Source organism: Streptococcus merionis DSM 19192, from assembly GCF_000380085.1.
Taxonomy (GTDB): domain Bacteria; phylum Bacillota; class Bacilli; order Lactobacillales; family Streptococcaceae; genus Streptococcus; species Streptococcus merionis.
In genome coordinates, this window is the sequence record NZ_KB904557.1 from 62,077 (window position 1) to 86,265 (window position 24,189).

At 42.3% G+C, this 24,189-nt stretch carries 21 protein-coding genes; 2 read left to right on the forward strand and 19 right to left on the reverse strand.

Annotation, left to right across the window (positions count from 1 at the left end):
- Window positions 1-20 precede the first annotated feature (20 nt).
- A complete protein-coding gene (locus A3I5_RS0108930; protein WP_018374258.1) occupies window positions 21-1,376 on the reverse strand; it encodes a PTS transporter subunit EIIC in 1,356 nt (451 codons plus the stop codon).
- Window positions 1,377-1,633: 257 nt separating this feature from the next.
- Between A3I5_RS0108930 and A3I5_RS0108935 the strand changes: the two genes are divergently transcribed.
- Window positions 1,634-2,830: an enolase C-terminal domain-like protein gene (locus tag A3I5_RS0108935; RefSeq protein WP_018374259.1), complete on the forward strand. Its 1,197-nt coding sequence runs from the start codon at window positions 1,634-1,636 to the stop codon at window positions 2,828-2,830.
- A gap of 4 nt (window positions 2,831-2,834) precedes the next feature.
- Window positions 2,835-3,551: a GntR family transcriptional regulator gene (locus A3I5_RS0108940; RefSeq protein ID WP_018374260.1), complete on the forward strand. Its 717-nt coding sequence runs from the start codon at window positions 2,835-2,837 to the stop codon at window positions 3,549-3,551.
- A gap of 130 nt (window positions 3,552-3,681) precedes the next feature.
- On the opposite strand, the gene yhbY is transcribed toward A3I5_RS0108940, so the two are convergent.
- The 18 genes from yhbY to A3I5_RS0109030 all read right to left on the reverse strand — a co-directional run bounded on the left by yhbY (window position 3,682) and on the right by A3I5_RS0109030 (window position 24,179).
- The gene (yhbY, locus tag A3I5_RS0108945) at window positions 3,682-3,993 is read right to left on the reverse strand and encodes a ribosome assembly RNA-binding protein YhbY (protein WP_018374261.1); all 312 of its coding nucleotides are present in this window, start codon (window positions 3,991-3,993) and stop codon (window positions 3,682-3,684) included.
- Window positions 3,994-4,055: 62 nt separating this feature from the next.
- On the reverse strand, window positions 4,056-5,165 hold the full coding sequence (yqeH, locus tag A3I5_RS0108950) for a ribosome biogenesis GTPase YqeH (protein WP_018374262.1): 1,110 nt from the start codon (window positions 5,163-5,165) through the stop codon (window positions 4,056-4,058).
- A gap of 7 nt (window positions 5,166-5,172) precedes the next feature.
- Window positions 5,173-5,700, reverse strand: a complete 528-nt coding sequence (locus A3I5_RS0108955) for a YqeG family HAD IIIA-type phosphatase (protein ID WP_026217011.1) — start codon at window positions 5,698-5,700, stop codon at window positions 5,173-5,175.
- 493 nt (window positions 5,701-6,193) lie between these two features.
- Complete coding sequence (locus A3I5_RS0108960; protein WP_018374264.1) at window positions 6,194-8,185, reverse strand: M13 family metallopeptidase; 1,992 nt, start codon at window positions 8,183-8,185, stop codon at window positions 6,194-6,196.
- A gap of 584 nt (window positions 8,186-8,769) precedes the next feature.
- Entirely contained in the window at window positions 8,770-10,101 is a 1,332-nt protein-coding gene (pepC, locus tag A3I5_RS0108965; protein WP_018374265.1) for an aminopeptidase C, read from the reverse strand.
- Window positions 10,102-10,648: 547 nt separating this feature from the next.
- The gene (gene nadE / locus A3I5_RS0108970) at window positions 10,649-11,473 is read right to left on the reverse strand and encodes an ammonia-dependent NAD(+) synthetase (RefSeq protein WP_018374266.1); all 825 of its coding nucleotides are present in this window, start codon (window positions 11,471-11,473) and stop codon (window positions 10,649-10,651) included.
- Entirely contained in the window at window positions 11,470-12,936 is a 1,467-nt protein-coding gene (locus A3I5_RS0108975; protein WP_018374267.1) for a nicotinate phosphoribosyltransferase, read from the reverse strand. Before A3I5_RS0108975 ends, nadE begins: the two co-directional genes overlap by 4 nt.
- A gap of 173 nt (window positions 12,937-13,109) precedes the next feature.
- Window positions 13,110-13,670: a YdcF family protein gene (locus A3I5_RS0108980; protein WP_018374268.1), complete on the reverse strand. Its 561-nt coding sequence runs from the start codon at window positions 13,668-13,670 to the stop codon at window positions 13,110-13,112.
- Window positions 13,663-14,577 (reverse strand): thioredoxin-disulfide reductase, encoded by a 915-nt coding sequence (trxB, locus tag A3I5_RS0108985; RefSeq protein WP_018374269.1) that lies wholly within the window; start codon window positions 14,575-14,577, stop codon window positions 13,663-13,665. Before trxB ends, A3I5_RS0108980 begins: the two co-directional genes overlap by 8 nt.
- A gap of 124 nt (window positions 14,578-14,701) precedes the next feature.
- Window positions 14,702-14,926 (reverse strand): DUF4059 family protein, encoded by a 225-nt coding sequence (locus A3I5_RS0108990; RefSeq protein ID WP_018374270.1) that lies wholly within the window; start codon window positions 14,924-14,926, stop codon window positions 14,702-14,704.
- A gap of 262 nt (window positions 14,927-15,188) precedes the next feature.
- The gene (locus A3I5_RS0108995) at window positions 15,189-15,932 is read right to left on the reverse strand and encodes an amino acid ABC transporter ATP-binding protein (protein WP_018374271.1); all 744 of its coding nucleotides are present in this window, start codon (window positions 15,930-15,932) and stop codon (window positions 15,189-15,191) included.
- Window positions 15,932-16,744 carry an amino acid ABC transporter permease gene (locus A3I5_RS0109000; RefSeq protein ID WP_018374272.1) on the reverse strand — a complete coding sequence of 271 codons (813 nt, stop codon included), beginning with the start codon at window positions 16,742-16,744 and terminating at the stop codon, window positions 15,932-15,934. The genes A3I5_RS0108995 and A3I5_RS0109000 overlap by 1 nt, the downstream gene beginning before the upstream one ends.
- A gap of 159 nt (window positions 16,745-16,903) precedes the next feature.
- Complete coding sequence (locus A3I5_RS0109005) at window positions 16,904-18,247, reverse strand: DEAD/DEAH box helicase (protein ID WP_018374273.1); 1,344 nt, start codon at window positions 18,245-18,247, stop codon at window positions 16,904-16,906.
- Window positions 18,248-18,612: 365 nt separating this feature from the next.
- Complete coding sequence (locus A3I5_RS0109010; RefSeq protein WP_018374274.1) at window positions 18,613-19,494, reverse strand: class II fructose-bisphosphate aldolase; 882 nt, start codon at window positions 19,492-19,494, stop codon at window positions 18,613-18,615.
- Window positions 19,495-19,885: 391 nt separating this feature from the next.
- A complete protein-coding gene (gene tkt, locus A3I5_RS0109015) occupies window positions 19,886-21,859 on the reverse strand; it encodes a transketolase (protein WP_018374275.1) in 1,974 nt (657 codons plus the stop codon).
- Window positions 21,860-22,032: 173 nt separating this feature from the next.
- Window positions 22,033-22,722: a D-allulose 6-phosphate 3-epimerase gene (alsE, locus tag A3I5_RS0109020; protein WP_018374276.1), complete on the reverse strand. Its 690-nt coding sequence runs from the start codon at window positions 22,720-22,722 to the stop codon at window positions 22,033-22,035.
- A 13-nt stretch (window positions 22,723-22,735) separates the two neighbouring features.
- Window positions 22,736-23,839: a PTS fructose transporter subunit IIC gene (locus A3I5_RS0109025; protein ID WP_018374277.1), complete on the reverse strand. Its 1,104-nt coding sequence runs from the start codon at window positions 23,837-23,839 to the stop codon at window positions 22,736-22,738.
- Window positions 23,840-23,861: 22 nt separating this feature from the next.
- Window positions 23,862-24,179, reverse strand: coding sequence for a PTS fructose transporter subunit IIB (locus A3I5_RS0109030; protein ID WP_018374278.1), 318 nt, complete (start codon window positions 24,177-24,179; stop codon window positions 23,862-23,864).
- Between the last annotated feature and the right edge of the window lie 10 nt (window positions 24,180-24,189).

A 24,189-nucleotide genomic window follows, 5' to 3' on the forward strand; every position in this document is an offset into this window, starting at 1 on the left:
CCTTTCTTTTTATACTTATTTCAATCCTCTTTCATTACAAAATAATATGAAAGGAAAAAAGAAGAAACGAAAGCTACAATCCAACAGATAATCGCATAAACAAAATGAGGACCGATATAAGCTGGAATACTGAAAACACTAGATAAAATATATCCATATAACTTTACACCAAATAAACCAATCAATGCTGAACCAATCGTACTACCTAACGTAGCTGCGATAAAACTTTTTTTATGTTTGGTTAAAACACCAAATAAAGCCGGTTCTGTAATGCCTAGGAATCCTGAAACAACTGCAGAAAATGCGATTTGCTTTTCGTTTTCTGTTTGATTTTTTTTGAAATATATAGCTAAAGTTGCACCCGTGATTGACAAGTTGGCAACGAACATCATTGGCATTAACATATCCCAACCTTTTGTAGCAAAGTTTTCTAATGCAATCGGGGTCATCGCATGGTGCATTCCTGTCAAAATAGCTATTGGACGAATGGCTCCAACGATAATACCTGCAAAAATTGGTGAGATATTAAATAGTCCATCAATGATCCAAGCTAAGCCTTTACCAAGATAAACTCCTGCAGGTCCAATAATTGTTAAACTTAAAAATCCAGTAATAAACAACGCTAGGAATGGTGTTACAACTGCACGCATATATTTAGGGATTTTACTATCAACCCATCGATAAATGTAACTCAATGCTAAAACTGATAAGATGATTGGTATAATAGATCCTGAATAGTTGAATACACGAACAGGAATAAAACCAAATGGATAGAAGTTAGTAATCTCTCCTGCTTTTGCAGCATCAACCATTGTAGGAAACATCAACGCAGCAGCTAGAGCAACAGCTAAATATTCATTAGTTTTAAATTTCTTTGCAGCAGATACAGCTGTAAAAAATGGTAAAAATGTAAATACTCCGCTAGCAATCATATCAATTACTAACACAGTGTCAGACTGGCCATTAATCAACTCTAAGGCAACTAAACCTGAAATAATCCCCTTTAGCATACCTGCACCAGCAATCGCTGGGACGATAGGACCAAATACACCAGAAACAACATCCATGAACCATGATATAAAACTTTTTTTCTCCGGAATGTCATCTTCAGGTACTTGGGGTTGCTGAGCAATTCCTAATATATCTGTTAATTCAGTATAGTACTCATCAACATTAGTACCAATGACAATTTGAAATTGATCCTCTTTTCGATTTATACCGATAACTCCATCTAATTGCTCAATATTTTCAGTATTTATCAATGAATAGTTTTTCAAAGAAAACCTTAGTCTCGTCATACAATGCCAAACATTCAAGATATTACCTTTACCACCAACGTTAGCAATAATGGTATTTAAAACATCTTTTTTACTCATAAAAAAGCCACCTTTCTCATTTTTGTATTCGCTTTCTATGGATCCAATATACCATATAAGAAATGATTGCGCAAAGCATCAAAAAAAGCCATCTATACTCATTTAACCCTGTTAAATCAACGTTTTCAAGCACACATCATTTAAAATTGGACTGGTTATAAATTGATATAACACATAATAAAAAGCCATATTGCTTTACACGAAAAAAAGTGTTTAAATTAAATAAAGACTTTAAATAAGGACAAGGAACTATAAATATGAGATTAAGTGTAATCAAAAATGTCGAATGCTACACATTAAAACCTGATAGACATAACTTAGTTATTGTAAAAGTGACTACTGATGATGGTATTGAAGGCTGGGGATGTGCCACCTTCCAGCAACGTCCATTAGTCGTGAAATCAATGGTGGAAGATTATTTAAAACCGATTATCATAGGAAAGGTTGCTGATAATATCGAAGACCTCTGGCATTTGATGATGGTAAATGCATATTGGCGCAATGGTCCTGTTATTAACAACGCTGTTTCAGGAATTGATATAGCACTTTGGGACATCAAAGCTAAAAAAGCACAAATGCCTCTATATCAATTATTCGGCGGGAAATCGCGGGATGCGATCTCTGCTTATGCTCACGCTGTCGGAGAGAACTTAGATGACCTCTTCACTAAAATTGATACGCATCTAGCGACTGGTTATCGCCATATACGGTGTCAAATTGGCTTTTATGGGGGTAATTCAATGGTAGAAAGACCAGACAATAGTACTCCAGGTGAATACTTTGATCCAGATGACTACCTCTTAAGTACCATTGATATGTTTGCTAAAATCAGAGCAAAGCACGGAAATCGTTTTCATATATTACATGATGTTCATGAGCGTCTATCACCAAATCAAGCACTCAGATTTTTAAAAGCAGTAGAACCTTATGCACCATACTTTATTGAAGATGTCTTACCCTTAGAACAAAACGCTTGGATGAAACAACTACGTGCGCAGTCCGCAACCCCTATTGCAACTGGAGAATTGTTTAACAATCCTAAAGAATGGGAATCTCTAATAGCGAACCGTGACATTGATTATATTCGTTGCCATGTTTCTCAAATTGGAGGAATCACTCCAGCATTAAAGTTAGGCCATCTTTGCGAGCAATTCGGCGTGAAAGTTGCTTGGCATACGCCCTCTGATATTAGTCCTATCGGCGTTGCTGTCAATGTACATTTAAATATCCATCTTCATGCAGCTGCTGTTCAAGAAAACATTGACTTTAATACAAATACCTTAAGTGTATTTGAACATGCGCCAATTTGTAAAGAAGGGTATTTCTATCCAATCGAAAGGGTAGGTATAGGGGTGAGTGTGAATATGGATGAATTAATCAAATTTCCAATTGAATATCGACCACATGAATGGACACAAAGCCGTCTACCAGATGGAACATTAACTACACCTTAAACATATGAAAAATACAAAACAACATTTTATTATTCAGGATTTACTCAGTAAAATTTATTCAAAGAAATTCAAAGAGGATAAATTACCTACCCAACGCGCACTCGCAACTCAATATGAAGTATCTCGTTACACGATTCAACAATGCTTGAAACAACTCAAACAAATGGGGATTGTCAACATGATACAAGGAGACGGAATCTATATTAATAAATCAAATCTAAAAAATACTCTGATTTATAACTCTATGACAGAGACTCCCTATAGAGATATTGAATCAAAATGTATTCTTTTACAAAAAATTGATGCAAACCAAGATTTAGCAAATATTTTTAACATTAAATATGGTGATTCACTTTGGGAATTTAAACGTATTCGAATCGTTAATTTCGAGATTAAGCAATTGGAGCACACGTACTTACCTTGCTATTTATTTCCATATTTATCTATAGATGATATTGAAGGATCAATTCAAGATTTTGTAAAATCCTATGATTTATCAATTTCTCATTCAATGAAACAATATCGTCCTATCAATTTAACGCGTGAACAAAGTGAGTTGTTCATGCGAAAAAAAGGATTTGCTGCCATGCAAATTCTTAACCATGGTATTTTACAATCAGGGGAAATATTTGAATACAGTGAAATAATTGCAGTCAATTTTGAGAGCGTATTTTATGTACCATTTGATAAAAAACATCATAATGACCGACTTAACTACTAATCAAATGACTGTTTAATAAATGGAAGCTAAAAATCTTATCAGCCACCTGTGAATCTGGTGGTTTTCTTCTTTTCATCTTCGAGAAAGCCATAACAAAAACAGGCGCCTTCTGACACCTGCTGTTTCCTTATTACAACGCTTTAATCTTGACCGACAGTTTGCGGTTTTCTTTCTTGGCGGATTGTTTATAGAGGATGAGAATGCGACCGATTTTCTGCACCGTGTCTACACCGATTTCGTCTTCTAGGATTTCAGCGACCTCATGAATGTCCTCATCCGTGTTTTGAAGCAGGGTCAGCTTGATCAGCTCACGCGCATCCAGCGCATTGCGGACAGAAGTCTTAATCTCATTGGTCAGACCGTTCTTGCCGACCTGCACAATCGGCTTAAGACTGTGAGCTTGACTGTTTAGAAAAGCTCGTTGTTTAGATGTTAATGTCATATTTATCTTCTTTCTTTTTGGAAAAATAGCAGAGCGGTGATTCATTCTCGTGACCGCAGGCCTTATATCAGTGCCTTACGGATTACGACATCAACGCCTTCAGGTGCCCAGCCAGCAACAACCGCAGGGCCTGTCACACGAATCCAGCCCAGACCTGAAAAGACGATGTCCGTCTTTTCTTTGATAGAAAACTCATGGCAAACAAGCGAGGGCAGAGCTGCCAGTTCTTCTTGACTTGGAGGCGTCAGCAAGCTCCCCGCATGCTTGGCATAGAAGTCTGTCGCTCCCTCAAGTTTTGTCCTGTGGAGCGTCAGCTCATTGTCAAAATAAGCCGTAAAGCCCTGCTTATCACCTGTGATAAAGTCAAAGCGCCCCAGACCGCCTAGAAAGAGGGTCTGTCCAGAATTGAGCTGGTAAGTTTTGGGCTTAATTTCCTTGCGAGGAGAAATGTACTTGAGGTTCTTGGCGCTCAAATAGTGGGCCATCTGGTGGCGATGAATAATCCCTGGCGTATCAAAGATATAGCTTCCATCATCCAATGGAATCTCAATCTTATCCAGAGTCGTTCCAGGGAAGCGCGAGGTAGTGATGACGTCTTTATCCCCAGTAAGTTCCTGAATCATGGCATTGATCAAGGTTGATTTTCCAACATTAGTCACGCCAACCACATAGACATCACGGCCACGTCTGGCATTTTCAATGTGGTGAATGAGCTCCTTGATAGCATGTTTATTTTGGGCACTCGTTAAGACCACATCAACAGGTCGCAAACCAACCTCGTGAGCCCGCTCTGTCAACCATTGGGTGACTTTACTGTCTTTGACAGACTTGGGCAAGATGTCCTTTTTGTTGCCGACGAGAAGCACATCATTACCAGAGACGAAGCGAGCCAAGCCAGGTATGACAGAACCATTAAAGTCAAAAATATCAATGACATTGACAACCAGAGCATCACTGTCTCCAACTTCATGCAGCAAACGAATGAAGTCATCATCAGTCATATTGACATCACTAATGTCATTATAATGACGAAGACGGAAACAACGCTGGCAATAGAGTTGACCTGTCTCCAAGCCTTTTTCCAAAGCTGCCTTAGGTGTAAATCCTGCCTTGTCCTTATCTTTTGTTTGAATTTGCGCACCACAGCCGATGCAATAAATCGTTTCTTCCATGACTTTCCTATAAATTCTTCTTGTAATCAATCGGACCGTACTTAGCCACGATACGCTTCATCATTTCGCGCTCACGCATGCGGTTCAATTTTGTCTTGTTAGAGTCGGTTTGAACTAAAGGGCGCACCAAAATGGAGCGAATCCCGGCTCGATGAGCAGCACGAATATCGGTCATGAGCTGATCCCCAACCATGACCACTTCTTCTGGCAAAATCTTGTGACGCGCCAAAGCCTTGCGAATGCCAAAGTTAAAAGGTTTCATGGACCAGGAAACATAGTCAATATCAAACTTTTCCACCGCTCGACGCACACGATCTGTGGTGTTATTAGACACAACGACAACTTTGATCCCTGCATCTCGCATATCGTGCAACCACTTCTTCATCTCAGGCGTTCCGTCAGGATTGTTCCAGGCGATTAGCGTATTGTCCAAATCAACCAAAACCGCACGAATGCCATGCTTTTCCAAGTCTTCAACTTTTAAATCATAAACCGCATCAATCGCAAACGTTGGAATGTACTTTTCTATTGCCACAGCTTTCTCCAAATTCAGTTCTTATCCCTTATTCTCTGAAAATCAAACACTAGCCTTGTTAACTCTCCTTGCAGATGTTTCTCGCGTCTCCATTTAAAAAACAAGATGTTCTATCCACAACATCTGCGTCCCTTTTTCACACAGTGCTTAGCCCGAATTTAACTAGTTTACTTTTTAATTTTTATTGAGCATTAGTCAAACCTGACATTCTCAGTAGTTTAGAGATACGACCCGACTAAGGCTTGATTTTCTTTGAACTTTATTTTACCACAAATAGCTCTGAAAAGATAGCTACATCACACCCACGGCAAACATATGAAGCAGGTAAGTGCTTTGAATTATTTGTGTACGTGAAAAATCTAGTCTCCTATCAAAAGCTATAAAAGAAACGAGACTGAGTATCTTGTCTCAGCCTCGTTTCTTGAGATGTTTTGGCCTTACTCTTGTTTCAGCTTTGATACCAAAACATTTAAAGACCTTTCATTTCTTGACTTTACCAGACGCTTACTCGGTCTTTTGGCGGCAAATACATGTTATCCCCTTCTTTGATGTCGTATGTTTCGTAGAAGGCATCCATATTTTTCAATTGCACGTTAACGCGCAGCTCATTTGGCGCATGTGTGTCTAAAAGCAAGAGTCGGCTGTATTCCTCAGTAGCCTTGATTCGCCAAACCTTAGCCCAGCTCTCAAAGAATTTGGTCAAATCAGCATCTGACTTAGCCGTTTGAAGAGCCTCCAAGGAGGCTGATAAACCGCCTGCATCAGCGATATTTTCACCGACAGTCAGGGCCCCGTTCACCTTACCACCATAAATCTCAATGCCATCCCACTGGTCAATGACAGCCTGTGTTTTTTCTTCAAAGGCTGCAAAATCTTTCTTGGTCCACCAGTTGTTAAGGTTGCCTTCCTTGTCAAACAGCGCTCCATTATCATCGAAAGCGTGGGTGATTTCATGGCCAATAACCGCACCAATACCTCCCATGTTTTCTTCCATTGTCTGGTCTTTGCTGTACATTGGCGCTTGCAAAATGGCCGCTGGAAAAACAATACTATTGCTCGTCGGATCGTAAAAAGCATTGATGACAAAGGATTCAGCGAACCATTCTGTCTTATCAATCGGCTCTGAGAAGTCCTTAAAGCTCTCTTGTATTGAGCGTTTTGTCAATGCCATAAGGTTTTCAAAAAGTGACTTGGACTCATCAACTGTCATCAAATGTATTTCTTCTGAAACATCTTCGGGATAGCCGACATAGTAAGTCATGGCATTTAGTTTTTCAATAGCTTTCTCAACAGTCTCTTTTGAAAGCCAGTCATTCTTAGAAAGACGTTCACGATAAATCTCAATGATATTTTCAATCATGCTAGTCACATCTTCTTTGGCTTCATTGCCAAAATAATTTTGACCATAGTAAACGCTCATAACGTCTGAGTAAAGGCGCATTGTCATCTGATAAGCCGCTTCTTCCTTAGATGGTGCTTCTTTTATGCCATTTAGGGTGAGGCTGTACTCAGCACTAGCAAGACGCAATTCTTCTGTGAGGTAAGACGCACTGGACAACAATTCATTGACCACAATCCAAGACTTCAAAAGTTCAAAGTTATCCTCATTCACAATCTCATCAAAATGCTCAAAGTATGCTGGCGTTCCAACATTAAAACGGTCTAATTCTTGACCGACAAGACCATTAGCTAGGCTTGCAAAATCAATAGTCTTTGAATAGGCCTTCAAGTCAGCAGCAGTTCGGATATTGTGCTGACTCTCAATATCCGCAAGCTCTTCACTGCTTGGAACGTAGGGAACTAGCAAAGCATCAAAAGCAATAGCTTGGTCAATCATTTTTTCTGCTTCTTTTTCTTTGTAGCCCATCAAGGAGAGAACCTTTAAACTGGTTGACTTGTAAAGTTCCAAAATCTGCTCTTTTGTCTCTTTATCATCGTAATAGCTCACATCTGGCAAGATGGTTGACGGTGAGGAAAGCTCAATGATTCGAGAAGAGGTATCTTCTAAATTTTGACCCACTCCTAAAGCAAAAGGCAAGGTCGTGTTTTGAAGCACCATATCTGGAGCTTTATTCACTAGATCTTCAAGAGATTTGAGATTTTTGAGCTGATCTATGTAGGCTTTTACAGGCTCCAAACCTTCTTTTTCACGGCGATCAAAATCATTGACCAACTGGTAGAATTGAAGCATCTCTGGGACACCCTCAACATCAGAACTTTTCTTTCCACTCGCCAGTTGAGCAAGGTCGGACTTTAAGGCATCGTCAATACTTTCCTGAACTTCGCTAAAAGCATCTGTTGCTGGCATATCACTTGGAATCTCCGCCTTTTCAAGCCATTCTTTGTTAATGGCCTGATAAAAATTTGAAGACACGGTCGCATTTTTATCGACCGACGTTGTCTGGCCAGATTGACAAGCCGTTAGCAGTAGCGCTCCCGATGATACGAGAAGAGCCATCAGTTTAGCAATTTTTCTTGTTTTCATATTGCAAGAACTCCTTCTTTATGTACTAGAATAATAACACAATTATCGATTTTTGACAAGGTATTTTTTTGATAATTCCTTATTTTTTTAAAATTGAAAACCTAACGATAGTCTAGCTTAGAAAACGCTCTCTTCTCTATCGCTATCAAGTGGTCTTCGAAAACTCTAAAAACAGTAAAACTGCATGAAGCCTTCGGTGAATAACCAGTGCTTTCATGCAGTTTTTAATGATTTAACTAATGCTTAGCCAATTCAAAATTTACTTTTCTTGAAGAGTGCTCTTAGGAGTTTCATTGCTGATTTTTGAGATTTAGGCTCAAAAGGACTATGGTGAAACGCCACTTATTTGCTCGCGTTGTTCAGCCATTTTTGAGCACTATATATTTATTTTGACAACAGTTAGAAAATCAGCTATTGGATCTTGAATTGAAATAACAAACCTGCTCAGCCTTGCGACAGCGGAGTAATAACATCGATTGCTTTGAAATGACAACTTTTCCCATTTCTTTGAATCGAAAGTGGATTCTCCTGATTCAATCAGGTATAAATTTCTGTGACACTCGGACTATGTAATAGAGCTGTCCTCAAGCCAAAGCTCCCATAGGATCCCACGGTGCTAGCACGATTGGTTCAGCCTGATAGGCAGATAATTCGTCCTCGGTCAGAAATTCTTTTCGAACGACAATTTGGTAGGTGTATTCGTCCATCCAGGCATCGCTAGCAACAAAATAACCTTTTTCACCGACCTTGTCACCCCAAGAGTTTTCCACTTTCCACTTGAGGGATTGACCGTTCTCATCTAGATCAACACCCGTCAAAACCATGGCATGCGTCATGAGACTTTCGCTGTAATCCAGACGACCTGCCTTGTTCTGGGTCAGCTCAAGATCCATTCCTGATGTGAAATCGTAGAGATCTGTAGCCATAACACCAGACTGACGGTTGCTGGATTGACCGACATCGCAGCCAAACCAAACCGTTTCACCTGCCTGCATTTGAGCCACGGCCAATTCTTTCAATCGAGACATTTCCACGTTGAGATAGCGGACATCACGGCTTCCTGCCACATTTCCCAGTAGTTCAACGGTGTAGGACTTGCCGTAAGGTTTGTCAGCTGTCGGAGCATTGATGATAGATACGTAATCCTCTAGCTTGATACCGACATATTTGTCGTAAAAGCTGTGCGGGGTCATATCCTTGTCCAAGTGGAAATTGTCATCCTTATCACGGTAGCTAAAGTCAAACTGGCGCGGTGGCAAGCCCAAATTCATCGCTAAGAAGTTGAAAATCTCCTGCAAGAAAGCATCTTTCTGCTCCTGAATGGCAGATTCAGCTTGACCAGACTTGACCATATCACGAAGCTTTTGCGCATCCTGACGCAGGAGTTTGTTGAGGTAGCTGTTCAGCTCGCGACTAGCGCTCGATGACACAGACTCAGGGTAAGCTGATTTTGGCACAACACCATATTTTTCAAAAAGAGCAACGACCATATCCCACTGGCCGCCATCCTGCTGAGGTGTATCCAGCAAGAACTTGACCTTGCGACTAGTCAAGTCTTGATCTGCTGTCGCTAGGATTTGCTCCAAGAACCAGTTAGCCTTCTCGTACTTGTCCCAAAAGAAAGTATGGGCTTGAGAGAGCTCAAAATTTTCCATCTTGTGGGTGCCAATCATGCTGTGACGGAAGGTGTTAAGAGCGGCAAACATCCAGCAGCGGCCTGAAGCCTTCTGGTTAGCCACTGGGTCCTTGGTCAGATCAATCGAGAAAACCGGTGTCGTCTCAATAGTCGCCTGACGGCGTTCCAAGGATTTAAGAAGTCCGTTGTGACTGACCGCATTTTCCACAGCCGCAAAGGTTTTGTTGGCTTCATAAGCCTCATAGAGCTTATTTGTAAAATCTATCTGTAAATCACGCATATGTTATCTCCGTTTCTAAGCGACCACTGTCGCTCATGATTATACTGTCCATTATAGCGTTTTTCAGACAAACTGCAACTAATAAGTTAAGGATGGTTAATTTTTTTATAGTTAGTTTTACAGTATTTACACTTTTAATTTCTACAGAAAATTTCGAAAGCGTGTACTGGTAAAGCATCTAACAGAGTGTTTGGTAGACCAGTTTAAATCGGAATGCCTATATTATGTACCTTTAATCCAGGCTCGCTCCGTTAAGTCCGAGACAAATTGTGACCACCCGCATAATCAGGTGGTCACAATTGTCATTTTCACTAAACTATAAACCTCTTAAACGCTGATGCCCCAAAAGTGGATAGAACCACTCCCTAGTCTCAAGCTGCTCTCGCTAGATTTGTCACAGACCTGAGTTTAAGTTCAATCCTGATTGACCTCTTTAGTTATTTTTATACTAAAATGACGGACAATTAGGACGAAGCAACGAGATATAAATAGTACTCAAGCACAGTAAGATTGACTTAACGACATCCTAAAGTTAAACCAAACAGTATTATTTCCAAAAATCATCAAAGACGCTAATCGGTAAGTGGCGCTTGTGCTCGGTTTTGTGCCACCAAGACTCAATCGTTGCTTGAGCTTCTGGCGAGATTGTCTTACCCTCTAGGTAGTCATCAATATCGGTATAGCTGACACCAAGGGCAACTTCGTCAGTCAAACCTAGCCGCTCTTCTTCTAAGTCAGCAATCGGCACCTTCTCATAGAGACTAGCATCAGCTCCCAGCACCTTGAGAAGCTCTCGGCCCTGACGTTTATTGAGACGGTAAAGAGGGATAATATCAGCTGCCCCGTCACCAAACTTGGTAAAAAAGCCTGTGACGTTCTCAGCTGCATGGTCGGTTCCAATGACTGCACCTGCGTGCTGGCCAGCGACTGCATATTGGGCAATCATACGCTGACGCGCCTTGATATTGCCTTTGTTAAAATCCGAAATGCTCTGACCTGCTGCTTCCAAGGCTGACATCATGCCATCTGTGGCAGGCTTGATATTGATTGTCAGGCTGACATCTGGCTGGATAAAGGCCAAAGCTTTCTGGGCATCTTCTTCATCAGCCTGAACACCATAAGGCAAACGAATGGCAATAAACCGGTAAGCATCATCTCCCGTTTCGCTCCGCATTTCCTCAACAGCCATCTGAGCCAGACGCCCTGCCAAGGTCGAGTCCTGCCCTCCTGAAATTCCTAGAACATAGGTTTTCAAAAAAGGATGCTTGTAAAGGTATTCCTTGAGGAAAACAATCGTTCGTCGCACTTCTTCCTCAGGATTGATTTGTGGCTTCACACCCAGCTGCGCGATAATTTTCTCTTGTAAACTCATTGACCAATCTCCTCACTCTGAGCTTGAGCGCGCTTGCGTACTTGATCGATAAAGGCCATCTTGTTGTCCCAGACGTCTTGAGCCAAATCAACAGGATAAATCTGTGGATTGAGCACGCGTTTGTACTCATCCCATAGTTCATTAAAGGCTGAACGCGCATAGTTCTGAATTTCTTGTAAACTTGGCAGATTATAGACTAGCTTCCCTTTTTCAAAAATAGGAATCATCAATGGCACTGCGCCGAAGTTTTTGACCGTTTTATTGATATAGGTATAGGTTGGATGGAACATGAAGATTTCATCCATGGCTGTCACATCTGTATCTGCAAAAGTGACATAGTCCCCTTCAGACTTACCCTTATCAAGGCTGGTAATGCGCCATACCTGCTTCTTACCAGGGGTTGATACTTTCTCTGCATTGTTAGAGAGTTTGATGGAATCAACCATGTTCCCCTCATCATTTTCAACCGACACAATCTTGTAAACTGCACCGAGCGCTGGTTGATCGTATGCTGTAATCAACTTGGTTCCCACACCCCAGATATCAATCTTAGCCTTTTGCATCTTCAAGTTGAGGATAGTATTTTCATCCAAGTCATTTGAGGCATAAATCTTGGCGTCAGGATAACCCGCCTCATCCAGCTGCTCACGAACCTTTTTGGAAATGTAAGCCATGTCCCCTGAATCTATGCGGACACCTTTGAAATGAATCTTGTCTCCCATTTCCTTAGCGACACGAATGGCAGCAGGCATACCGACACGCAAGGTGTCGTAAGTATCAACCAAGAAGACACAATCCTTATGGGTCTCTGCATAAGCCTTAAAGGCCTTGTAGTCATCTCCATAAGCCTGAACTAGGGCGTGCGCATGAGTTCCAGCCACCGGGATGCCAAAGAGCTTGCCTGCCCGAACATTCGATGTTGCTTCTGCGCCACCAATAAAGGCTGCACGCGTCCCCCAAATAGCCGCATCCATCTCCTGAGCACGACGGGTCCCAAATTCAAGCAAGGGCTCATCACCGATAACGGACTTGATCCGCGCCGCCTTAGTAGCAATCAACGTCTGGTAATTGATAATGTTAAGCACCGCCGTCTCAACCAACTGACATTGAGCCAAAGGCCCTTCGATTTGCACGATAGGCTCATTGGCAAAGACCAAGTCCCCTTCACGGGCAGACTTGACCGTGAGCGCCATTTTGAAATCTGCTAGATAGGCTAAAAAGTCCTCAGGATAGCCTTCCTCCCGAAGATAAGCGAGATCGCTCTCTGTAAAGGACAGATTTTCAAGGTAACGAACCAAACGCTCAAGCCCTGCAAAGACAGCATAACCATTGTTAAAAGGCTGCTTGCGGAAATAAACCTCAAAAACTGCATGGCGATTGTGGATCTTCTGCTGAAAATAGACCTGCATCATATTAATCTGATAGAGATCCGTGTGCAATGTTAAAGAATCATCTGGATACATAGGCTCTCCTTTGGGCAATATCATGCCCACATTTTATCACGCGAGACCCACAGCGGACTCGCTCAACTATAGTGTTCATTATACCACAAAGTAAGAGTCGGCATAAGAAAAAGGAACCGGGCACACCAATGCTTCTTACAAAACGAGGCTGGGCTCAAGGCCAACCTCACCTCTCATCGTTTATTTTTCAAATAATAGTGACCGATTTTAGCAAGTTCTTGGTACAAGATGGCCTTTTGACTGGGATCAGTCGTCCACATTTCTGGACTCACTCCCTTTTCATCTTGATATGATTTGATTTGAAAGGTAGTATCTGGCAAAAAATGCTCCTCAAACGTCATAAGCACTCGCCTAGCATGGTAATTTTTGCAGATCAGAATCACCTTTTGAGGCTTTATGCCTTCTCTTTGACAAAGCTGTGCAGAAAGTCGAGCATTTTCAAAGGTATTTGAGGCATGCTCTTCTAAAAGAAGCTGATTTTTGGAAATACCGATAGAACTGGCATAGGCTGCTAGAAAGTTCGCTTCCGTTTGTCCATCTAACTTAGGATTGACACCGCCAGAAATCAAAACACTCGGTACCAATCCTTTATCGAGAAGTTCCTTAGCACAGTCAACAGCCGAGGTTTGCGATGTTCCTAGAATGATAGCAAGATCTGCCATTTCTAGCTCATCATTGAAGAAGAAAAAGGCCGTCATATCCACTTCATGACGGCTGTAGTTGTGATTACCCATGCTCTACGATATAATTGTAGACATTTTGGCCAGCGATAGCACCATCACCGACAGCTGTTGTGATCTGACGAAGGTGTTTTTGACGGAGGTCGCCGATGGCAAATATACCCGGCACCTTAGTCGCCATCTGCTCATCTGTTACGACCCAGCCAGCTTCGTCTGTGATAGCAAGATCTGCCACCATCTCGCTAACAGGATCAAGCCCAACATAGATGAAGACACCACCACAAGCAAGTACAGACAACTCGCCTGTTTGCGTGTCCTTTAGAATAACCATATCAACTTGACGCTCGTTACCCTGAATTTCCTCTACAGTCTTGTTCCATGCAAATCTGATCTTCTCATTGGCAAATGCACGGTCTTGGATAATCTTTTGGGCACGAAGTTGGTCACGACGATGAACAATGGTCACAGACTTAGCAAATTGGGTCAAGTAAATCGCTTCCTCAACAGCAGAGTCGCCACCTCCGACAACCACCAAGTCCTGATCACGGAAGAAAGCCCCATCACAGACAGCACAATAAGACACACCACGACTGTTATAATCAATTTCACCTGGCACCCCCAGCTGGCGATGGTTAGCACCTGTTGCTAGGATAATGGTTTTAGCATCAAATCGTTGGTCTTCTGTGACAACTGTCTTGTAGTCACCATGGTCTTCCACAGCTTGCACAAAACCATAGATGTTTTCAACACCAAATTTTTCCAAAGGTTCATGCATCTTCATAGATAATTCTGGCCCTGAAATCAATTCATAGCCAGGATAATTCTCAATATCAGCAGTATTATTCATCTGCCCACCTGGAACGCCACGCTCAATGAGGCCAACCTTGAGGTTGGCACGAGCAGCGTAGAGAGCTGCAGTCATGCCCGCAGGGCCTGATCCAATAATTAATGTATCGTACATAAGACTCCTTCTAGAGGTCCGAATGAACACTATTCGAACTTCCTCTTTTAAAACTTTACAGGACTGGCTGTTTTATTCCATTCCCAGCTCTTCCAATCTAAACGTTAAAGTTTTAGCGCCTGTTTTACACCCTGATCATTAAAATAATTCCCATAAGTGCAAAAGACAAGATAGGAATGACCATGACAGAAATGAGTAAAACCTCGTAAGTCGAGCTGCGCCTTTCTTTGTCTGTCTTATCCTTTTTACGAAATTTGCGCCAAAAAAGGCAAAAAGAGCCAATTACAAACGTTAAGAAAGTCGTTCCTGCCAAACTTTGCAGATAGAGACTTAAAATTCTAGCTAACATATCATTCCTCAATATTCTGAAAGAAAGTAAACCCTGCACAGCTAATGAAAGGTTTTAACAGTTTCAACAGAGTTTCCCCAGACTGTCACAACTTGCAAAGCAAGTGCCAAGGGAGAGCCTGAAAGTAACAAAGCAAGGGAACTCTTTCTTAGTTGGTCGGACTTGATTCCACTCTCTCAAACCTTGTCAAGCAAGTATCGAACAGGTTGTGCGAGACCTCATCTACTCCAAAACCCACTGCACCATTCTACTACTCATTATATCATGAAAAGTTGCGTTTGTAATTAGCGAAGAATGCCTTGGTGCGTTCTTCCTTCGGATGATTGATTAACTCATCAGGCGTGCCCTGTTCAATGATGTGACCTTTGTCAAGGAAAAGCACACGATCCGCGACTTGCTGGATAAAGGCCATGTCATGGCTGACCAAAATCATAGTTTGGCCAGATTCAGCAGCCACCGCGATGGAGCGCTCCACCTCACCGACCAATTCAGGATCTAAAGCTGAGGTCGGCTCATCCAACAGCAAGACATCAGGTTTCATCGCCAGTGCTCGTGCCAAGCCAACCCGCTGTTTCTGCCCACCTGACAAGTGACGCGGATAGTGATTTTCCCGATCTGACATGCCAACCTTGGCCAATTCCTCTTTGGCAATGGCTGTCGCTTCTGCATCGGACATCTTTTTGACCACCTTGAGCCCTTCCTTGACATTATCAAGCGCCGTTTTACGTCCAAAAAGGTTAAACTGCTGAAAAACCATGGATAATTTGCGACGAAGCGTCAGGATATCATCTTTGGAAATGGTCTGAAAATCCACCGTAAAATCATCAATCGAAAGCGTGCCGCTATCGGCCATCTCCAGATAGTTGAGTGAACGCAAAAGAGTTGATTTTCCTGCTCCTGAGGAACCAACCAAGGCAATCACTTCCCCTTTTTCGACCTCAAAGCTGATGTCATCAAGAACTTTTTGCCCAGAAAAAGATTTCGTTAAATGCGAAATACGAATCATTAACGGTCACCTCCTTGAGCTTGGAATTTTTGATTAAGATCTTGCACCTCAGGCGATTGAATGGCCATTTTTCGTTCAACAAACCGACCAAACTGCTCAATCAAGATATTGACAATCCAGTACACGATGGCAACCGAGATAAAGCGTTCAAAATAACGATAGTCTCGACCACCCATGATTTGAGCTTGCGCATAAATTTCGACAATCCCAGCGCTGAAAGCCAGAGAAGTTCCCTTTGTCAGACCGATTAAATTGTTAATCAAGGTTGGTGTTGCTACAACTGCTGCATTGGGAATAATCACTCGACTGTAAACCTGAGTATTTGTCATACCGAGACTTCTGGCTGCCTCAATCTCTCCAGAATCGACTGATTGAATAGCTGCCCGCAAGGTCTCACTGGCATAAGCCGCCTCATTGAAAGCAAAGGCCACAACCACAAAAAGGTAGGCTGGCAGATCATTGATGTTAAAACTAGTTCCAAAGCGCGCATTGATCGCCTTAAGAGCTAGAGGAATTCCGTAGTAAGTCAGCATCAGCTGCACCAAAATCGGCGTGCCCCTAAGAAATGACACAAAAAGGGCTTGCAAACGGTAAATCACTGGTACCTTATTGATTTTGACAATAGCAAAAAGCAGGCCAAGAAGCAAGCCAAAAGCTGCACCACCAAGGGTCAAGCCAATGGTCACTGGAAGTTTCGTGATAATTTGAGGAAGTCCATCAAAAACAGCTCTCAGGTTAAAAATTTTACCATCTGGAATCAAGGTCATCAAATCCTTGTACCAGTCAGGTGTGGCACTTAATGTCGTAAACATACAATCTCCATTTCAATCTTACAAAGCCATCACAATCAAGAATTCCAGCTTTGTACAATAATGTTCATTCTAACACAAATTGTCACAAAGTCATAAAAATCAGGCTGTTGGAAGCATTAAAAAATCCAATCAACCTGATAACTTTTACTTATAGCTCAACTAGAAACTCTGACGTTTGGCCTGACGTTTCGCACGGCTACGTGCACGACTCTCAGCTCGTCTTTCACGTTTCCGCTTCTCATCAATCTTCCAACCGATCTTTTTCTTGTAACCTGGCTTAATTTTTTTCTTTTTCTTCTTGACCAAACCAATTAACTCGTTGTCCAGCTTTTTAACTGTCTTCTCACGGTTCGCGCGGCGGTCACGGTCATAGGTATCTTGAAATTCCCCATCTTTGATCACTTTTGGTACAAAACTGATGCCTAATTTTTCAAGCTCACGAATATCCGCATCATCACTCGGTTGGTAGAGGGTGATGGCTGTGCCAGACAGCCCATTTCGGCCAGTCCGTCCTACACGGTGGACAAAGAAAGACAAATCCTGCGGAATCGCATCATTAATAATATGACTGACTCCTTCAATGTCGATTCCGCGGGCAGCAAGATCCGTCGCTACAATGTACTCAAACTCAAGATTTTTGACCTGATTCATGATCCGTCTACGTTCACGCGGGGCAATGCCACCATGAATCTTAGCCACGCGCAGGCCATTTGCTACCAAGTAACTATGAAGCTCATCTGCCCGCGTCTTAGTGTTGACAAAAGTCATGGCCAAATAAGGCTGCATGAGCTTGGTCATCTCTAAAATCTGACTATTTTTATCCCGCCCCTTGGTCGAAATCAACCAGTTGTCAATGGTATCTGAGATGACTGTCTTGGTCTTGATCTGTTCGATGACAGGATTGGATAGGTATTTTTTGAGGAAGGGTTGGAGCTTCTGTGGAACAGTCGCTGAAAAAACCAGAAATTGAAGATCTTTAGGAAGGCTGCCAGCAATCTTGTCAACTTCGTTCAAAAAGCCCAGATCCAAAGTCATATCCGCTTCGTCCACAACAAAGATCTTAGCCTTGTGGATAGCCAAATCCCCTGACTTGACCAAGTCATAGATACGTCCCGGTGTCCCGATCACAATGTGGGGTTGCTGGTTTCCCAGCTTATCAATTTGACGCCCCTTATCAGTACCGCCAACATAGTTAGAAACCCTAATTTCTGTCGGTGAAAATTGAGCGATCTGACGCGCTGCTTGATAGATCTGAGTGGCTAGTTCACGACTCGGAGCCGTAATAACAGCCTGCACCTGATCCAATTCCTCATCTAGCTTTTCAAAAATCGGTAGCAAGAACGTATGGGTCTTACCCGAACCCGTCTTGGACTCACCGACTAAATCGCGACCTGATAAGACCACCGGGATCAATTTCTCCTGAACCTCTGTCGCCTGCTCAAAGCGCAATTCTTCTAGAGCTACGTTGATGTAGTTCTTAAACTTAAATTTTGTAAATTCCATAATCTCCTCTTTAATAAAAAGCCTGAAACACAGACTACCAATTTTGACTCATCCTAATATCCTTTTTATTATACCAGATTTTCCAGCATTAATCCCGTACTTTGATGCTAAGACAGAACAAACACCTGAGGATAACTTTTCTGAAATGATCCTTTTCAGTGACTAATTCTGGAATAAGAATGCCTAGAGCTTCTTTTTTACTAGACTAGTTTGGAAACACATTGAAAAGTCATTCTAAGTTTTCAAATGTTATCACAGTTAACTCTCTCACAATAGAGGTGATTTTGAAACATTTTTGAGTTCCCGAAACAGTTTATACTCAAAAACAAAAGACTGGACTTAAGCCCAGCCTTTAAACACGATTGTTATGCTTTGTTGGCACTGCCGAAAACGTCAATACGTTCTTCAACGGATTCTTGGATAGCTTTTACACCATCAGCAAGGAATTTACGTGGGTCGAAGAGTTTTTTCTTATCGTATTCTGCTTCGTTTGCTTCGTAGTTACGAGCAAATGCACGAGTTGCGTTTGCAAATGCGATTTGACACTCAGTGTTTACGTTAACTTTAGCCACACCAAGTTTGATAGCTGCTTGGATTTGGTCATCAGGAATACCTGAACCACCGTGAAGAACGATTGGGAAACCTGGAACAGCTTCTGTTAATTTCTTCAAGTGATCAAGGTCAAGACCTTCCCAGTTTGCTGGGTATGGACCGTGAATGTTACCGATACCTGCTGCCAAGAAGTCAATACCAGTTTCAACCATAGCGATCGCATCTTCAATTGGTGCCAACTCACCTTTACCGATGATACCGTCTTCTTCACCACCGATTGTACCAACTTCAGCTTCTACTGAAATGCCTTTAGAATGAGCAAGTTCAACCACTTCACGAGCTTTCGCAAGGTTTTCTTCAACTGGAAGATGTGATCCGTCAAACATGATAGATGTGTAACCAGCTTCGATACACTCAAGTGAATCTTCATAATGACCATGGTCAAGGTGAATAGCTACTGGTACAGTGATGTTCATTGACTCAACCAAGTTAGCAATCAAGTTACGAGCGACCTTGTAACCACCCATATACTTAGCAGCACCCATAGACGTTTGGATAAGGACAGGCGCTTGCTTGCTTTCTGCGGCACGCAAGATAGCTTGAGTCCACTCAAGGTTGTTTGTGTTAAATCCACCAACAGCATAGCCGTTTTCACGAGCTGCTTTGACAAATTTTTCTGCTGAAACTAATGGCATTTTAATAGCCTCCTCATAATTTTTGTGGTTATCTACCACTACCTGTTCATTTTACCACATTTGCTCTGGAAATGCTAGTGCCGTTAATAACTTCACAAAAAAATAGCGCTTCCTTTCACTTTGATAAGATGGGAGTTAGAACAGTACAGTCAGAAAAAGTAAAAGCAGAAAAAGCTGAAATAGTCATTTTACAAAAGTCAGACTTCCCGACTGGTTTCACTTGCTTCGCAAGCTTTATTTCGTAACCGTCCCGTAATGACTCTTTGCACAGAAAAACACATGAAATCAAGGTTTCAGAAACAAAGATTTCATGCGTTCTTGCTGTTAGGCTGGAGTTAACAGCTTCATCTTTAACTTAATGCTATTGGAATTTTCCACTTTTTTATTTAGCTTAGCCTAAACTCTCAACAGTTGCTACAACGTTTTCCACTGTAAAGCCATAGTTTGCAATAACTTCTGCTGCTGGAGCTGATGCCCCAAAGGTATCAATACCGATAACAGCACCGTCAAGCCCGACATACTTGTACCAATTTTGGCTAGCCCCCATCTCAATTGCTAGACGGCGACGGATACTGTTTGGCAAGATTTCTTCCTTATAGTCTGGATCTTGAGTGTCAAAGAGGTCGGTTGATGGCACGCTGACCACACGAACCTTAGTTCCTTTTTCTGCCAAGGCTTTAGCCGCATTGACTGCCAATTCTACTTCAGAGCCTGTTGCCAAAAGAATCGTATCAAATCCTTCTTCTTCATACACAACGTATGCTCCCTTAGCAACCTTGGCAAAATCTGTCCCTTCTTGAACAGTCAAGTTTTGACGGGTCAAAACGAGAACAGTTGGCGTAGATGGACTAGTCACAGCCAAGTGCCATGCAGCTTGTGTTTCACGCGCATCTGCTGGACGGATGACATTGAGATTTGGCATAGCACGAAGACCGGCCAAGTGCTCAATTGGCTCATGGGTCGGCCCATCTTCCCCTACTGCAATGGAGTCATGTGTGAAGACATAAGTTACTGGAAGACCTTGCAGAGCTGAAAGGCGAATCGCAGCCTTGAGATAGTCTGAGAAGACGAAGAAAGTACCGCCATAAACGCGAAGACCACCATGTGCTGCCATACCATTCAAGATAGTCCCCATAGCAAACTCACGCACACCAAATTGAATGTTGCGGTTAAGCGGATGATTTGCATCTTGCAATCCTTCACCCTTAATCACAGTCATGTTAGAATGCGCCAAGTCAGCAGAACCACCGAGGAAGTTTGGCATTTTAGCAGCGATGACATTAAGGGCGTCTTGGCTAGAGTTACGAGTTGCTTGAGAATAGCCAGCTTCGATCACTGGGAAATCTTCTGGTGTCACCACTACTGGATCCTTGCCCTCAAGAATGGCTGAGAGTTCCTCGGCTACTTCTGGGAAGGCTAGCTTGTAGTCTTCAACCAATTGTGTCCACGTATCGTAAGCGCCTTGGCCACGGTCTGCTACGTTTTCTTTAAAGTCAGTGTAAACTTCTTCTGGAATTTCAAATGGTGCATAGTCCCAGCCAAGGTTTTCACGGGTTGCTGCAGCTTCGTCAGCTCCAAGTGGTGCCCCGTGCGCTGCGTTTGAACCAGCCTTGCCAGGTGAACCATGACCGATAACGGTTTTAATTTCAATCAAGCTCGGTTTGTCAGACGCTTTAGCTTCTTCAATAGCCGCATTGATCTCAGCTAAGTCTGTGCCATCTTCAACTAGGAGAGTCTGCCAGCCGTAAGCCTTATAACGCGCACGCACATCTTCTGTGAAACTTTCAGAAGTAGGACCGTCCAAGTTGATGTCATTTGAATCATAAAGGACGATCAGTTTGTCAAATTTTTGAAGACCAGCGTAAGAAGCCGCTTCAGCAGAAACACCCTCCATCAAGTCACCGTCACCGCAAATGACATAAGTGTAGTGATCAAAAAGATTGTAGTCTTCACGGTTATACTTAGCCGCTAAAAAGCGCTCTGCTTGGGCAAAGCCAACCGCTGAGGCAATCCCTTGACCAAGAGGACCAGTTGTGATATCAACGCCTGCTGTGTGACCATACTCTGGATGGCCTGGTGTTGCTGACCCCCACTGACGGAAGTTTTTAATCTGATCCATTGTCATGTCTTCATAGCCAGACAAGTGCAAGAGAGCATAGAGCAACATAGAACCATGACCAGCAGAAAGTACGAAGCGATCGCGATTAATCCAGTTAGGATCTTTAGGATTCACACGGATATGCTTAGTATACAAGTTATAAGCCATCGGTGCTGCTCCCATGACAATCCCTGGGTGGCCAGACTTTGATTTTTCAATGGCATCGATTCCTAGAAAACGGATCGCGTTGATAGACAAATTGGACATAAGTCCCTCCTTTATGTATTTTCCTTTGAGCTTTCTTATTGACCTTACAAGCGGTCGCAAGGAGTTAATAACGCTTTATTTTGGTAGCGCTATATTTCTCGGATTGTTTCTATTTTACCATAAAATCAGCCGTATAGCGAATTCCAAAGGTAATCTTGGGACCAAATCAAAAATTATTTGAGTTCCTTTCCCGTTTTATCAAAATAATCTTTTATCATCGTTTGCCAAGAAATCGCAATATCTTCATCAAGGCCAAAGAGACCACTACGCCCAATCACATAGATATCCGGACCTGCTTGATCAATGCGCTCAAAGGTTTTACGACCAGACGAGCCGTCCATTTCAATCACATAAGAGTAGTCATATTTATCTCTCAATGCCCTTAATTCAACGATTTTGTCCAACGTGCTTCCTAAGAAGCGTTGTCCAGCAAATCCGGGATCAACTGTCATAATAGTCACCTTATCTATCAAATCAATATAAGGTCCAATAGCACTTACTGGTGTTTCTGGGTTAAGAACAACACCTGCTTTTAATCCGGCATCATGAATCTTATCAATCAAACGAAAGGCTAAGCCATTTAAGACCTCTGCATGCATACAAATCCACTCACACTTAATAGCAATAAGTTGGTCTACCCAGAAGGTTGGGTCTGTGACCATCAAATGAGCGGACATGGGAAGAGAACTAATCTTTCTCACCTCTTCGATAAACCAAGGAGATAAGGTAATGTTAGGTACAAAATGACCATCCATAATATCAATATGATAGGACCCCACATGGTCATTTAAAAAAGTGATTTGCTCTTTAAACTTATCCAAATCCATAGTCATTAAGGACGGTGAAAATTCTACTTTTGACATATACCAACCTTTCTTATGAGAGGATTTCAAAGTCGTCGAGACTAATATCTTCTTCGACATCTTGAACATCCGCAAAATCTTCTGCTGTTTTATGTTTGGCAAGCAGGGCATAAGCAACACCGGTCACTACAACATTGACAATGATAGCTAGCAAACCAGTCCAAGGTCGCGTCATGGTTGGAAGCATGAGGAAACCACCAAATGGAACTGTTGAATCCGCACCTAAGACCATGGCTGTTGCGCCACCGGCAGCACCACCTAGTCCTGCTGCTGTAATGCCTCGCACCAAATCATTCATGACGATCGGAATCACACCCTCAACAATATTGAGCACACCCATGGGAACCGCTGATTTCAACGTTTCTACTTGTTCGACACCGTAGATGTCTTTTTTAAGCATTTTAGCAACAAAGTAGGCAAAACCAAAACCGATTGGGGTTGCAGTGTTAACCAACTGGAGAGCAGTTACTGGTTCTTTAACACCTTCAGCCAATAGCGTCAAAGTGAAAGCATAAACGGTTTTATTAATTGGACCACCAAAATCAATAATACTGAGAAGACCGATAACCAAGCCAAGAACCAACATCGATGATGAACCTAGACCGGTCAAGAAGTCTGTCAAGAGTTTTGTAAAGGCAGCAATAGGAATACCGATGACATAAATCATAAGCATCCCTGAAATGAATGAAGATAAGAGGGGGATGATAACCGTTGGCATGAGACCTTTTGCCCAATCAGGAACTTTAAGATTTTTAAGAATCCAAAGCGCTAGGAAACCAGCTATATAACCACCAACCATACCACCGATAAAACCCGCACTGATAGCGTTAGCTGCAAGACCAACAACGAAACCAGGTGCAATACCAGGTTTACCAGCAATAGAATAAGCAATACCAGTCGCAATAATGACTGGTAATAATCCAAGTGCCTTACCACCCATAGTAGCCAAGGTATCCCAGAAGGTAAATTTCCCTTCAACTAAGGTATCTAGGACGCCTCCCTTCATGGCTAATCCAATAGCTACCAAGAAACCAGCCCCACAGACTATAGGGATTAAATAGGAAATAGCGGTCAAAAGATGACTCTTAAGGTTTATTTTTTTCCATGTATCTTTCATGATTTTCCTTCTTTCTTAAAAATTAGGATTGCTGTCCAGCCACTTCAGTAGCTTTTGCAATCAGTTTATTGGGTGATTTAATGGCCACTTCTGTTGGGACTTTTATAACCTTTTTGCCATCAAAACGCTCCATGCCTGAAATCTTGACATCAATAGCCAAGATGACGATATCAGCTTCTTGAATAGCTTGTTCGCTTAATTCATTTTCGATACCAATGGTCCCTTGGGTCTCGATTTGAACATAATGACCAGCAGCTTTAGCTGCATTTTCGAGTTTTTCTTGAGCGATATAGGTGTGGGCAATTCCCACTGTACAGGCTGCAACTCCAACAATTTTCATCTTTTACCTC

What these genes read in the sequence shown, in the direction of transcription:
- A3I5_RS0108930 (WP_018374258.1), bottom strand. Translation starts at nt 1,376, where the DNA reads ATGAGTAAAAAAGATGTTTTAAATACCATTATTGCTAACGTTGGTGGT.
- A3I5_RS0108935 (WP_018374259.1), top strand. Translation starts at nt 1,634, where the DNA reads ATGAGATTAAGTGTAATCAAAAATGTCGAATGCTACACATTAAAACCT.
- A3I5_RS0108940 (WP_018374260.1), top strand. Translation starts at nt 2,835, where the DNA reads ATGAAAAATACAAAACAACATTTTATTATTCAGGATTTACTCAGTAAA.
- yhbY (WP_018374261.1), bottom strand. Translation starts at nt 3,993, where the DNA reads ATGACATTAACATCTAAACAACGAGCTTTTCTAAACAGTCAAGCTCAC.
- yqeH (WP_018374262.1), bottom strand. Translation starts at nt 5,165, where the DNA reads ATGGAAGAAACGATTTATTGCATCGGCTGTGGTGCGCAAATTCAAACA.
- A3I5_RS0108960 (WP_018374264.1), bottom strand. Translation starts at nt 8,185, where the DNA reads ATGAAAACAAGAAAAATTGCTAAACTGATGGCTCTTCTCGTATCATCG.
- pepC (WP_018374265.1), bottom strand. Translation starts at nt 10,101, where the DNA reads ATGCGTGATTTACAGATAGATTTTACAAATAAGCTCTATGAGGCTTAT.
- nadE (WP_018374266.1), bottom strand. Translation starts at nt 11,473, where the DNA reads ATGAGTTTACAAGAGAAAATTATCGCGCAGCTGGGTGTGAAGCCACAA.
- A3I5_RS0108975 (WP_018374267.1), bottom strand. Translation starts at nt 12,936, where the DNA reads ATGTATCCAGATGATTCTTTAACATTGCACACGGATCTCTATCAGATT.
- A3I5_RS0108980 (WP_018374268.1), bottom strand. Translation starts at nt 13,670, where the DNA reads ATGGGTAATCACAACTACAGCCGTCATGAAGTGGATATGACGGCCTTT.
- trxB (WP_018374269.1), bottom strand. Translation starts at nt 14,577, where the DNA reads ATGTACGATACATTAATTATTGGATCAGGCCCTGCGGGCATGACTGCA.
- A3I5_RS0108990 (WP_018374270.1), bottom strand. Translation starts at nt 14,926, where the DNA reads ATGTTAGCTAGAATTTTAAGTCTCTATCTGCAAAGTTTGGCAGGAACG.
- A3I5_RS0108995 (WP_018374271.1), bottom strand. Translation starts at nt 15,932, where the DNA reads ATGATTCGTATTTCGCATTTAACGAAATCTTTTTCTGGGCAAAAAGTT.
- A3I5_RS0109000 (WP_018374272.1), bottom strand. Translation starts at nt 16,744, where the DNA reads ATGTTTACGACATTAAGTGCCACACCTGACTGGTACAAGGATTTGATG.
- A3I5_RS0109005 (WP_018374273.1), bottom strand. Translation starts at nt 18,247, where the DNA reads ATGGAATTTACAAAATTTAAGTTTAAGAACTACATCAACGTAGCTCTA.
- A3I5_RS0109010 (WP_018374274.1), bottom strand. Translation starts at nt 19,494, where the DNA reads ATGCCATTAGTTTCAGCAGAAAAATTTGTCAAAGCAGCTCGTGAAAAC.
- tkt (WP_018374275.1), bottom strand. Translation starts at nt 21,859, where the DNA reads ATGTCCAATTTGTCTATCAACGCGATCCGTTTTCTAGGAATCGATGCC.
- alsE (WP_018374276.1), bottom strand. Translation starts at nt 22,722, where the DNA reads ATGTCAAAAGTAGAATTTTCACCGTCCTTAATGACTATGGATTTGGAT.
- A3I5_RS0109025 (WP_018374277.1), bottom strand. Translation starts at nt 23,839, where the DNA reads ATGAAAGATACATGGAAAAAAATAAACCTTAAGAGTCATCTTTTGACC.
- A3I5_RS0109030 (WP_018374278.1), bottom strand. Translation starts at nt 24,179, where the DNA reads ATGAAAATTGTTGGAGTTGCAGCCTGTACAGTGGGAATTGCCCACACC.